At 59.6% G+C, this 12,119-nt stretch carries 12 protein-coding genes; 6 read left to right on the forward strand and 6 right to left on the reverse strand.

Going from position 1 to position 12,119, the window contains the following annotated elements; all coding sequences use genetic code 11:
* Window positions 1-126: 126 nt before the first annotated feature.
* The 5 genes from ACVWZU_RS05325 to ribB all read left to right on the forward strand — a co-directional run bounded on the left by ACVWZU_RS05325 (window position 127) and on the right by ribB (window position 4,137).
* On the forward strand, window positions 127-423 hold the full coding sequence (locus ACVWZU_RS05325) for a DUF6464 family protein (protein WP_414329336.1): 297 nt from the start codon (window positions 127-129) through the stop codon (window positions 421-423).
* 161 nt (window positions 424-584) lie between these two features.
* A complete protein-coding gene (locus ACVWZU_RS05330; protein ID WP_011433657.1) occupies window positions 585-1,073 on the forward strand; it encodes a M67 family metallopeptidase in 489 nt (162 codons plus the stop codon).
* A gap of 246 nt (window positions 1,074-1,319) precedes the next feature.
* Window positions 1,320-1,601 carry a MoaD/ThiS family protein gene (locus tag ACVWZU_RS05335; RefSeq protein ID WP_414329337.1) on the forward strand — a complete coding sequence of 94 codons (282 nt, stop codon included), beginning with the start codon at window positions 1,320-1,322 and terminating at the stop codon, window positions 1,599-1,601.
* A gap of 2 nt (window positions 1,602-1,603) precedes the next feature.
* Complete coding sequence (gene moeB / locus ACVWZU_RS05340) at window positions 1,604-2,773, forward strand: molybdopterin-synthase adenylyltransferase MoeB (RefSeq protein ID WP_414329338.1); 1,170 nt, start codon at window positions 1,604-1,606, stop codon at window positions 2,771-2,773.
* Between the two features lie 110 nt (window positions 2,774-2,883).
* A complete protein-coding gene (gene ribB / locus ACVWZU_RS05345) occupies window positions 2,884-4,137 on the forward strand; it encodes a 3,4-dihydroxy-2-butanone-4-phosphate synthase (RefSeq protein WP_457443748.1) in 1,254 nt (417 codons plus the stop codon).
* On the opposite strand, the gene ACVWZU_RS05350 is transcribed toward ribB, so the two are convergent.
* From ACVWZU_RS05350 to ACVWZU_RS05360, 3 genes are all read right to left on the reverse strand, one after another.
* Window positions 4,126-4,608 (reverse strand): hypothetical protein, encoded by a 483-nt coding sequence (locus ACVWZU_RS05350; RefSeq protein WP_457443750.1) that lies wholly within the window; start codon window positions 4,606-4,608, stop codon window positions 4,126-4,128. The two genes, ribB and ACVWZU_RS05350, sit on opposite strands and share 12 nt — an antisense overlap.
* Before the next feature lie 114 nt (window positions 4,609-4,722).
* Window positions 4,723-5,766, reverse strand: a complete 1,044-nt coding sequence (locus ACVWZU_RS05355) for a GntR family transcriptional regulator (RefSeq protein ID WP_457443785.1) — start codon at window positions 5,764-5,766, stop codon at window positions 4,723-4,725.
* Between the two features lie 155 nt (window positions 5,767-5,921).
* Window positions 5,922-7,040, reverse strand: a complete 1,119-nt coding sequence (locus tag ACVWZU_RS05360) for an ABC transporter ATP-binding protein (protein ID WP_011433663.1) — start codon at window positions 7,038-7,040, stop codon at window positions 5,922-5,924.
* A 266-nt stretch (window positions 7,041-7,306) separates the two neighbouring features.
* Between ACVWZU_RS05360 and ACVWZU_RS05365 the strand changes: the two genes are divergently transcribed.
* Window positions 7,307-7,885, forward strand: a complete 579-nt coding sequence (locus tag ACVWZU_RS05365) for a DoxX family protein (protein WP_414329342.1) — start codon at window positions 7,307-7,309, stop codon at window positions 7,883-7,885.
* A gap of 80 nt (window positions 7,886-7,965) precedes the next feature.
* On the opposite strand, the gene ppk1 is transcribed toward ACVWZU_RS05365, so the two are convergent.
* The 3 genes from ppk1 to ACVWZU_RS05380 are packed head-to-tail and all read right to left on the reverse strand — an operon-like array spanning window position 7,966 to window position 12,027.
* The gene (ppk1, locus tag ACVWZU_RS05370) at window positions 7,966-10,140 is read right to left on the reverse strand and encodes a polyphosphate kinase 1 (RefSeq protein ID WP_457443787.1); all 2,175 of its coding nucleotides are present in this window, start codon (window positions 10,138-10,140) and stop codon (window positions 7,966-7,968) included.
* Window positions 10,141-10,198: 58 nt separating this feature from the next.
* Entirely contained in the window at window positions 10,199-11,158 is a 960-nt protein-coding gene (locus ACVWZU_RS05375) for a branched-chain amino acid ABC transporter permease (protein WP_414418731.1), read from the reverse strand.
* Complete coding sequence (locus tag ACVWZU_RS05380; RefSeq protein WP_457403614.1) at window positions 11,158-12,027, reverse strand: branched-chain amino acid ABC transporter permease; 870 nt, start codon at window positions 12,025-12,027, stop codon at window positions 11,158-11,160. Before ACVWZU_RS05380 ends, ACVWZU_RS05375 begins: the two co-directional genes overlap by 1 nt.
* Between the last annotated feature and the right edge of the window lie 92 nt (window positions 12,028-12,119).

Consider the following 12,119-nt stretch of genomic DNA (forward strand, 5'->3'; position numbering starts at 1 on the left):
AACTTAAACTGAACTCAAGGAGAGTTTGCAATTCTTGGGTTCTTCTCGCCAGTCTGTGCCATCCTGAGGTTCTCAGCCATCCAACGCAACTCCCAGCCTGTTGGCCTCTTCCCTGGGTATCGTTCCATGTTGGATAACCTCACCGCCCACGTCCTCGAAAATGCGGCCAAGCGTCGCTGGCGGGAACGCGCCTACAGCCGATTTTTGCAAGATTGGCGACGGCAAGTGGTGCTGCTGCGCCGTCAACGGGCCGGCGAATTTGGCCCACCCCTGGGGGATCCCTCTTGTGTTTTCAGTGCCCACTCGGCTTGGTTGCGCTGTGCCGTCCATCCCCAAGGGCCGTGCCAGGGTTGCCCCCACTATGCCCCCGTCACCCCTCCAAAGCCAGAGCCACCTCTGGGTTCACTCGATGGACGGGTCTGACCGCGCCACACTGGTGGCCGAACATTTTCAGCAGCGGCGGCCTCTGCGGAACGGCCTGCCCGTTGCGCCCCAATGGCATCCGCTGTAGCTAAGTTGAGGGATCCCCGGCCAACTTGTGCCAGAATAAAAGAACGGTAACTCCATCGGCAAAGGCGAGATTCATGGCCCTCTACCTCTCGGCAGACCACCTTCACAGCATCCGCCAGCACGGCGAACAAGCCTTTCCCCACGAGAGCTGCGGCATTTTAATTGGGGAAATCCGGGGATCCGACAAGATCATCCACGAGCTTTGGTCGGTGACCAACACCTGGGATCAAGCGGAAAACCCTCTGGCAGACGGGGAATCCAGCCGCCGCCGCTTTTTGATCGATCCGGCGGATTTCAAGCGGGCCAACGACCACGCGGTGCGCAAAGGGCTGGGGATCCTGGGCACCTATCATTCCCATCCCAACCATGCGGCCATTCCCTCCGAGTTTGATCGGCAGCATGCTTTTCCTTGGGGCTTTTCCTGTGTGATCGTCAGTGTGCGCGAGGGCAAGGCAGAAGAGGTGGTGAGCTGGGTTTTGGATGAGCAGGAGCAGCCCCAACGGGAGCCGATGCAGATGCTGGAAGACATTCGCATCCCCCCGCTCCCGGCTTTGGCAAGCTAGAGTCGTTTGGGCTTTGCCGCTGTTTGAGGCTGAAGTTCACGGCTAAGTTCAGTTGGGATCCTTGAAAGCTGGGATGGGCGCCACCGGAAAAAGCGGTAGTCTAGTGCTGAACCTTATCTGTAACATAGCTGAATCCTCAAAGTCAGTGGACAGCCCCAACAAGATCGACAAACGGATAGGTCAGCCCAGATCCTCTGGATCCTCAAAAGTCTCCAGTAGATACCCAAGATCTCTCCCCGAACTCCCATGGCAACCAAAGTTCTGATCCCCTCTCCCCTGCGCCCCTACACCGACAACCTGGAAGCTGTCGAGATCGAGGGCAGCAATGTTGGCGAAGTGATGGGCAACCTCATCGCCCGCTATGGCGAGCTGAAGCGCCACCTCTACACCGAGGATGGGAAGCTGCGCAATTTTGTCAATGTCTACCTCAACGACGAGGATGTGCGCACGTTGCCCCAAGGCGACAGCACCCCCGTGGGAGAGCAAGCCGTTATCAGCATCGTTCCTGCTATTGCCGGAGGGTTGTGAGCATGTTGAACCTGGACACCAGCCAAGTCAGCCTCTCCCGCGAGGAGATGGAGCGGTTTTCTCGGCATTTGATCCTGCCCGAGGTGGGCCTGGAAGGACAGAAGCGGCTGAAAGCGGGCAAAGTGCTGTGCATTGGCACCGGCGGGCTTGGCTCGCCCCTGTTGCTGTACTTGGCGGCAGCCGGCGTGGGGCGGATCGGCATTGTCGATTTTGATGTGGTGGATGTGTCCAACCTGCAGCGGCAGGTGATCCACGGCACCTCCTGGGTGGGCAAGCCGAAGGTGGAATCGGCCAAGAACCGCATCCTGGAGATCAACCCCCACTGTCAAGTGGATGTTTACAACACCGCCCTGAAGGCCCACAACGCACTGGAGCTGTTTGCCAACTATGACGTGATTGTGGATGGCACCGATAACTTCCCCACCCGTTACCTGGTGAACGATGCCTGTGTGTTGACGGGCAAGCCCAATGTCTACGGCTCGATCTTCCGCTTCGAGGGACAAGCGACGGTCTTCAACTACGAAGATGGGCCCAACTACCGGGATCTCTACCCCGAGCCGCCCCCACCAGGACTGGTGCCCTCCTGCGCCGAAGGGGGAGTGTTGGGGATCCTCCCTGGCATCATCGGTGTTATTCAAGCTACCGAAACCGTGAAGATCCTGCTGGGCGTGGGCACAACCCTGAGCGGGCGGCTGCTGCTTTACGATGCCCTGAACATGAGCTTCCGGGAGCTGAAGCTGCGCAAAAACCCGGCTACTCCGCCCATCACTGAGCTGATCGACTACGAACAGTTCTGCGGGATCCCACAAGCCCAAGCTGCCGAACAGGCTGGCCAAGCGGAGATCCCGGAGATCACTGTGGCCGAGCTGAAAGCGCGGATGGATGCTCACCAAGACTTTGTGTTGGTCGATGTGCGCAACCCAAATGAGTGGGAGATAGGCCGGATCCCTGGTGCTCACCTGATCCCCCTGCCCCAAATTGAAAACGGCGACGGGGTGGAGCAGGTGCGTCGCCTCCTTAACGGCTCAGAGCTGATCGTCCACTGCAAGAGTGGGGCACGCTCGGCCAAAGCCCTGAAGATCCTGCAAGCTGCTGGGATCCAAGGAAAAAACCTGCGCGGGGGGATCCTCGCCTGGGCAGAGGCTTACGATCCCTCGATTCCCAAGTACTGACCCTGTCTCAGGATCCCTAGCTGTTGCCCGGTTTGCTCTAGCATAGATCCGGCAGATCCGGTGCCCAGAGCCGGCTGTGCCAGGTTTTCCCTTTTTGCGTCCCCTTTTCCATGAGTGCCATCCCGCAGGCCGAGACAGAAACGATCTTCCACTCCATCCCCGAAGCCCTCGAAGACCTCAAGTGTGGTCGCATGGTCATCGTGGTCGATGACGAAAACCGAGAAAACGAAGGGGATCTGGTCTGTGCTGCCCAGTTTGCCACGCCCCAAGCTATCAACTTCATGGCCACCTACGGGCGGGGCCTTATCTGCCTGGCCATGCAGGGATCCCGCCTCGATGAGCTGAAGATCCCGCTGATGGTGGGGCAGAACACCGACAGCAACCAAACTGCCTTCACCGTCAGCATTGATGCTGGGCCAGAGGCTGGAGTTTCCACCGGCATTTCCGCTGCCGATCGCTCTCGCACCATTCAGGCGGCCATTCACCCGCACACGCGACCGGAAGATCTGCGCCGGCCTGGGCATGTCTTTCCGCTGCGGGCACGGGAGGGCGGAGTACTCAAACGGGCTGGCCATACGGAAGCAGCGGTGGATCTGGCGATGTTGGCCGGGCTGTATCCGGCAGGGGTGATTTGCGAGATCCAAAACCCGGATGGCTCCATGGCCCGCCTGCCCCAGTTGATCGAATATGCCCGTCAGCACGATTTGAAGATCATCACCATCGCCCACCTCATCGAGTACCGCTTGCGCACCGAACAACTGGTTCACCGAGAGGCTGCCGCCACCCTGCCAACGGAGTTTGGCCAGTTTCGGGTTTACGGCTACCGCGATAGCCTCAACCAAGTCGAGCACCTGGCCCTGGTGAAAGGGGATCCGGCCCAATTTGCCTCTGAGCCCGTCTTGGTGCGCGTCCATGTGGAGTGTCCCCTAGGGGATGCGCTGGGATCCCTGCGCTGCGATTGTCGCCGCCAATTGACCGCCGCCCTGAAAATGATCGACCACCAAGGCAAGGGGGTACTGGTGTACCTGCGCCGGCAAGAGCAGGAGCTGAGTCTCATCGAGCAAATCAAGTCCTACGCCCGGCAAGATCTGGGACTTTCTGAAACCGCGCCACCGGTGGCGATGGACTTGCGCGATTACGGCATCGGCGCCCAGATCCTACGGGATGTAGGGGTGCGCAAAATGCGCCTGATCAGCAACACCTCTCGCCACATCAGCGGCTTGAAAGGATTTGGCCTGGAAGTGGCCGAGCGCGTGCCCCTGCTGGTGGAAGAGCCGGATCTCAATTTGCATGTGGAGCCGTCCTGTTCCCTGAAACTGTTGCTGCACGACGCTGGCGCAACCGATTCCGGCTCAAGCCTGTAGCGCGTTGTAGGGCCGAGGGCTATGGTGGAACAAAGACTGGGGTGCAGCCGGCTCGCCATCCACCACATAAGCCTTGGATCCCCAGCCCCAGAAAGACCAGAAAGGACGTTCGGGCCCCGATGGAGCCGTCATTGCTATGCGACGCTTCCGCGCTGGTGACAGGGGTGCGGAGCACTGGCGCGCCGGCGAGACGGAGTCCCTGGCTGTGGGGCTCAAGAGTTGCTTCGGCAGGACAGGAATGTCGGATCCCACCTGTGACCACACCTCATAGCTCCGAGGGCGCACCACCACCAGGCTGATCAGGGATCCGTGATCCATGTCGTAGCGGCAACTGGCGATGGCCTCTTGCAGCTGAGAAAAGCCCCGGTTGAAGACGTAAAAATGGTCTTGGAAGCGGATGGCCTCCCAGAAACCTTCCCGGCTGACCGCCACATGGTCATGATCGGCGGAGGCGTAGTCGAGGATCACCATGCGTGTAAAGACTGATCAGCGATGAATCAAAGTGAGTAAGCTTTTACCGTATTTCCACTTAAACACGATATCGGGCAGCCTGTCATCCGCAAAATGGCTCACCTGCAACAAGGCTTAATGGGTTTCTTTGCCTTGCAAACTGCTACTGCTTGCGTCCCCATCTCCTCCGGCTCCAGGGATCCCACCCAGTTCCCGTCGCAGCTCGGCCATGGCTGCTTCTCCGATGTGGGGGGTGGCGCAGACTAGGTTGGGTGTGCGGATTAGATCGGCTCGGGCTTGGCGCACCAAGACCCGCAGGGTGGGGTAGCTGGCCTCATCGCAAATCAGCGTATGGGCGCGGCGGATTAGGGATCCCACCCGTTCCGTATCCGAGATCACTGCCGTCAGCACCAGCAGGTCTCCCCGCAGACTGTAGACAATCACCTCGGCAACCTCCAGCAGGGCAGTGCTGATGCTCACCAGCCCCAGACAGGCGTAGGAAGGCAATTGGCGGATCAGGGCAATTTCGCGGGCGTAGTCGGACACCTCCACTGTCAGAACACGGGCCTCCCGGGGTTGAGCAATGGCCTCGACGGCGCTGAGAAAATAGCGGAGCGTCACCACGGTGCCGGACTGGATCTGATCCAGGACGGTGGCCAGATCCTCCAGGGGCACCAACTGGACCCGGATGCCCAAAGTCTGCTGGATTTGCTGGGCCATCAGTTGTCCTGTACCCAAATCCCGGTTGGGCACACACACCAGCACTTGGGCACTGCAGCGCAATCGCCAATCGATCTCCGCTAGCAGCAGATCCCGCACCTGCTCCAAAGAAAACCCCTGCTGCAGCAGCTGGTCGATGCCCTGGCGCACCTGCTCCAGGACCTGTCGGGATCGATCCAGGTTTTCCCCCAGGCCGCGAGAGTAGTTAACCACCTGGCGGGCGGAGCGGCTCACGTAAATGCCAGATCCAGCGCGGGTTTCCACCAGGCCCATAGCCTCGAGTTGGTGGTAGACCTTGTGGATGGTATTGCGGTGCAGGCCTGTTTGCATAGCCAATTGACGGGTGCTGGGCAGGCGGCAGCCGGGAGGAAACTGCCCACAGGCAATGGCAAAGCAGAGCAAATTAAAAAGCTGTACGGAGCCAGGGATCCCACTCTCCGGCTGGATGGAAATGCGCATCATGGCCCGTTTTTCTCCCTTTGACAACGCCGTTGCGAGCCCGTTTCTGGGCTACGTAAGAATCCCTCGACTTCAGTCGGCGGGAGTGTCAACTGCCTGCAAGATAGCGCCGACGCCGGATAGACAAGCTCCAGAGGAGATCGGGATTGAGAGCCCTATTCGGGGATGCGGTGCATCCGGCTGGGATCCCAACTTAAAGTCACCTCCGTCCCTTCCGGCAACTGCTGCAAATTCAGGCCGGGGTTGGGTTGCACAGCCAAAAGTTTCACCTCACAGCCCGACACCCATACCTGATAGCGAATGAAAGCCCCTAGATAAGCAGTGTCGCAAATCCGTCCCCGCAAGCGGCAGTGGCCATCGGGGATCCCTTCTTCAGATAAGTCAATCCGAATGTGCTCCGGGCGCAAAGCAAACAGGGCCGCTTCTCCCACGCATCGTTCCGCCAGGGATCCCTCGATCAAGTTGGTTTGGCCGATAAAACCGGCTACAAACCGGGTGGCAGGTCGCTCGTAGAGCTCTGCCGGGGATCCCACCTGTTCGATGCGCCCGCGATTGAACACGGCAATACGATCGCTCATGGTCAGGGCCTCTTCTTGGTCGTGGGTGACGTACAAAAAGGTGAGACCAAGGCGGTGTTGTAGGGCCTTGAGTTCAAACTGCATCTGTTGGCGCAACTTCAAATCCAGCGCCCCCAAAGGTTCATCCAGCAAGAGCACCTGCGGTCGGCCAACCAAAGCCCGCGCCAAGGCCACCCGTTGCCGTTGCCCCCCTGAAAGTTGGCTGGGTTTACGGGATCCCAGATCGGGCAGTTGTACCAGCTCCAGCGCCTCTTGCACTCGCTTTTGGCGCTCCTTCGGCGGTATGCCGCGGATCATCAAGCTGTAGCCAACGTTCTCCGCCACCGTCATGTGGGGGAAGAGAGCATAGTCCTGAAACACCGTGTTCACAGGCCGTCGGTAGGGCGGCAGACCCAAAACATTCTGGCCGTTCAATTCGATCTGCCCCTCATCCGGACGCTCAAAGCCCGCGATCATCCGCAAACAGGTGGTTTTGCCCGAACCCGACGGCCCCAACAACGTAAAAAACTCCCCCTGCTGCACCTCCAAATCCACCCCGTCCACCGCTTGGATCCCGGAAAAGTTGCGGCTGACCCTCCGCAAACGAATGGCAGGCGGGGATCCCTCCTCTCTCCCGGCTTGGGCTTTGGCGGAGCTGACATCAGAGGCGAGGACAGATTCGGCAACCATATCGACACAGGCAGCAAATGAACCCATTATGAGGGATCCATTTACAGAGGTTGACAGGTCTCAGCAAGGCCGGAAAAGTCCCAGGCCAAGAGCAGAGATAGTGTGGCGCAATCGCCTGCGGTGAAAGCTCGCCGGAAACCCACCCGACCGGTCGCGAAAGCGGGCCGGAGACCTTGTTTCTGGATGGGATCCCTTGACCACTGGGGATCTGAGTCCCACCCTTGTTACAGAAATTTAGAATCGTTACAATAAGTTAGAATCCTTGCTCATCTTTGCATCGCAGGTTTTATCCTATGGCACTCACTCAGCAGTTTCCCGTGCTACTCGCCTCAGCTTTGCGTCACGACAGCGTAACTCCGCGCTGGTCTCAAGTGGCGTGGACCGTTTTGCGGGTGGTGGCAGGGCTATTCATGATTCACAACGGCCTTGACAAGCTGGCAGATATCGAAGGGTTTGCGACGGCTTATGTAGAAGTGATCGGGTTGCCCTTCCCGATCTTCTTCGCTTATGTGGCTGCCTATACCGAGCTGATTGCAGCCCCCATGGTGGCGCTGGGTTTGTTGACCCGAGGGGCAGCACTGGGCTTGTTCGCCACGATGGCGGTGGCCATGTTCCATCACATTAAGGTGGCCGGCTTCAGCGTTCCCTACTTGGAGCTATCCGCCATCTACGCAGCGATCTTCCTGGCCTTTGCGGTGAATGGGGGGGGCTGGTTCTCTGTGGATCAGCTCTTGGTGAATGCAATCGAGTCGTGGCTGAACCGCGCCAGCCGGGAAAAGTTGGAGAGCTTGCAGTCTTCGTTGCAGGCCACGGAACGGGTAATTGCGCTGGGCGAGGAAGAGGCCGAGGCCGCCAAGACCACCGGATCCTGAGCTTTGGTGGCCATTCCCGATAGCGGCGAGGCTGCTCCTCTCTCCCTCTGAGAGAGAGGTTAGCAGTGAGAGTCATCCTGCTAAATGCGGCTGGCGGCCCGCTCCATCAGGCGTTGGTGGGTGGAGCGCACAGGCTCTCCTGGCTTGGGTTGCCGCTGCACGTAGGTGCCATCAGGGCGCAACTCCCAGGCCTGCCGGTTGTCCGTCAGGCAGATGTCCAAGATCGCCTTGAGCTCCCGCTGCAACGCGGGATCCTCCACAGGGGTAACCACCTCAACGCGCCGATCCAGGTTGCGGGTCATGTAGTCGGCACTGCCGATGAAGTACTCTTCCTGGCCGCCATTGTAGAAGTAGAAGATGCGGGAGTGCTCCAGGAAGCGCCCGATGATGCTGATCACGCGGATGCGTTCGCTCAGGCCTGGGATCCCAGGCTTGAGGCAGCACATGCCCCGCACGATGAGATCGATCTCCACCCCGGCTTGGCTGGCCTCGTAGAGCAGCCGGATCATTTCCGGGTCGGTGAGAGAGTTGATCTTGACGATGATACGCCCCTGGCCCCCCGCTTGGGCATGGCGGATCTCTCTGCGGATCAGGGCTTCCATGCCCTGGCGCAGGGTTCTGGGGGCCACCAAGAGCTTGCGGAATTGCCGTTGCCGCGAGTAGCCCGTCAGCAGGTTAAACAACTCCGTAACGTCGTTGCAGAGGGTCTCATCGCAAGTGAACAGCCCTAGGTCGGTATAGATACGGGCGGTTTTGGGGTTGTAGTTGCCGGTACCGATGTGGACGTAGCGGCGCAGGGATCCCTCCTCTTCCCGCACCACCAAAGCCAGTTTGCAGTGGATTTTCAGCCCCGGCAGGCCGTAGGCCACGTGGACCCCGGCTTTCTCCAGCTTTTTGGCCCAGAGGATGTTGTTTTCTTCGTCGAAACGGGCTTTGAGCTCCACCAGAGCGGCCACCTGCTTGCCGTTTTCGGCGGCCTGAATGAGGGATTTCACCACCGTCGAGTCGCCGGAGGTGCGGTAGAGGGTTTGCTTAATGGTGAGCACCTGCGGATCGTTGGCGGCCTCCTCCAAAAACCGTTCCACGCTGGCGGCAAAAGAATCGTAGGGGTGATGCACCAACAGATCCCCTTCCCGGATGACGGCAAAGATATCCACCGGCTCATCGCTGACCGAGGCAGTGCGCAGGCGGGGCGGGGTGACCGGCCCCCAAGGGGGATCCTTCAAATCGGGCCGATTCAGGCTGAGAAACGCCATCACCCCCCCCATACTCAAGAGGCCATCCACTTCGTACACCGAGTCACTGTTGAGGCGCATCTCTTCGCTGAGCCGTTGTCGGATGGCTGCCGGAGTTTGGCTGGCAATCTCCATGCGCACCACTGAGCCGAAGCGGCGCTTGCGCAGCTCTTCTTGAATGGCAGCCAGCAGATCGTCGGCCTCGTCCTCTTGGATTTCCAGATCGGCATCCCGGGTGATGCGGAAGGGGTAGTACTCCAGCACCTGCATGCCGACAAACAGCGCTTCCAGATGGTGGGCAATCACCTGATCCAGCGGCACAAAGCTCACCCCATCCCGCAGCGGCACAAAGCGGGGCAAGGTGTTGGGCACCTTCACGCGAGCAAAATGCTCCTTGCCAGTCTCTGGATCCCGCACCACCACCGCCAAGCTGAGGCTGAGGTTGGAGATGTAGGGAAAAGGATGGCCTGGATCCACCGCCAAGGGGGTGAGCACTGGAAACAAACGCCTCTCAAAGTAGTCCCGCAGCTCCTGCCGTTCCAGCTCGTCCAGCTCGGAAAAATCGCGGATGTGAATGCCCTGTTCCGCCAGCTTGGGCACCAGTTCCTGCCGGAAGCAAGTGTGCAATTTGCGAATCAGGGGGCGCAGGTGGCTCGAGATCTGCTGCAACTGCTGCTGCGGTGTAAGGCCATCCGGGGTTAGCACCAACACGCCCGTTTCCAACTGACGGCGGATCACCGCCACCCGCACCATGAAAAACTCGTCCAGGTTGCTCTCGAAGATGGCCAGAAACTTCAGCCGCTCCAGCAGCGGTGTGCGCTCATCCAGGGCCTCGTGCAAAACCCGGGCATTGAATTCAATCCAGCTCAGCTCCCGGTTGAAATACTGCTCCGGCAGAGCATAGCCCTCTTGGATGGGTGTAGTCCGGATCCCTGGTTGTCCGGCATCCGGGGGGCAGCCCGTCGTGTCGGGGTTGCAGGGTGGCCAGGAAGGGTCAGTTTCCTTGGGACGCGGAGTCATGACGACAGAGGGCTGGGTTATCTCAAACACGTCAACAACAGCTGGAGCCGACCCAATCCTATCCTGCGGGGTTCTGCTTAGGCGAAGGAGAAGTGCCCAAGACGGGCTTGGGCGGACGTTCAGGCAACAATCCTTGAGAGCGCGTCAGAAGAATCACCTGGAGCAGGATCCCGATCAACAAAATGCGCAAAGGGCCAGCCCGGGTGGCCCACTGGGGCGGCAAACGGTTGGTGAGCCACTCGCTGCCCGACCACACCCCCCAAATTACCAGCGCTCCCAGCAAGGCGCCGCGATTGTTGCCACTGCCCCCCGCGATCAGCATTACCCAAACGATAAAGGTGGCAAACTCCGGTTGAAAGGCTTCTGGGCTGATGAAATTGACAAAATGGGCGTAGAGGGCCCCCGCCAACCCCATCAGCATGGATCCCAGCACAAACGCCTGCAGGCGAAACTGGAGCACATCTTTGCCGGCGGCCATGGTTGCCGGTTCATCCTCGCGAATGGCCCGCAGCACCCGCCCCCAAGGGGAGCGATAGGCCCGCTCCGCAGCCCAATAGACCACCGCCAAAATGACCAGCACCAAGCCCAAGTAGAGAAGAGTATCCTGACCTGGGATCCAGCCGCGAAAGGGTCGCGGAATGCGGGTAATTCCCCGTACGCCATTGGTCAGCCAGCCCTCATTCCTCAGGATTTGGCTGATGATCTCGGCAATGCCGATGGTAGCGATGGCCAGGTAGTCGGAACGCAGCTTCAGGGTAATCAAGCCGATCAAAAAGGCAATCGCTCCGGCGACAGCCACAGCTATGGCAAAACCCACCCAAAAGGGCAGATTGAAGCCGCCCAAATGCTCGGCGCTTGGGGGTGTGGTGACAATGGCGCTGGCATAGGCTCCCACGGCAAAAAAAGCCCCCACCCCGATGTTGAACATGCCGGCGTAGCCCCACTGGATATTGAGGCCCAGCACCAGCACGCCGTAGATCCCCACCAAAATCAAAAAGAAAATGCCGTAGCTCAACATCAGACATCCCCCCCACCCGGGGATCCCAGTAATCCTGTGGGTCGGAAGATCAGCAGCAGTACCAAAATGGCGAAGGCCACCCCGGTTTTATAGGCAGGGTTCATCACCAAGGTGGAAAACTCTTCCGCCAGGCCAATCACCAGCCCTCCAGCAATGGCCCCGTAAGGGCGACCAATGCCGCCGAGAATGGCCGCTGCAAAAATGGGCAGCAATAGCCGCCAGCCCATGGTGGGGTGCAGCCGGGTATCCATGCCCAGGAACACACCTGCTGCGCAGGCCAAGGCTGCGCCGATGGCCCAAGTCCAGAGGACGATCCGCTCTGTATCAATGCCGGTAACCTTGGCCAGCTCAAAATTGTCGGCCATGGCCCGCATCGCTTTGCCCACCCGCGTGCGTTGTAAGAAGAGATGCAGTGCCACCACCAACAGGGCTGTTCCCGCCAGGATTACCGCCCAATCGGGCTTAATGCGCAGCTCCCCAAGCCGCCACGGCAACTGGATCCCGCTGCGGTACACCTGATTGTTGGGCCCCCAGATGATCTGCACCAGGCTGCGCAGAATCAGGGCGGTGCCAAAAGAAGAAATGAGCAAGATCACTGGTGCCTCCCGGCGCAGGCGGCGATAAATGAGTTGGTCGATCCCAACTGCACAAAGTACCGTGGCCAAAGCTGCCGGGATCAGGCTCACCCCAATCGGCCAACCCAGCCCGACCAACGTCAGGCCGAAGTAGGCCCCCAGGGTCATCAGATCCCCGTGGGCAAAGTTGGCAAAGCGCAAAATGCCAAAGGTCAGCGACACCCCAATTGCTCCCAGGGCGTAGATGCTGCCCAAGACAAGGCCGTAGATGAAAAGTTGCAACAGTTGGGTCACGCTTGCCCCCAAAAACACTTTGCCCTGATAATGCCACGGGTTTGCCGAGAGCGGGATCCGGCTCAGCGCAGCGGAAGGATACGGCTGATCGC

It is taken from the genome of Thermostichus sp. MS-CIW-26, assembly GCF_054059115.1.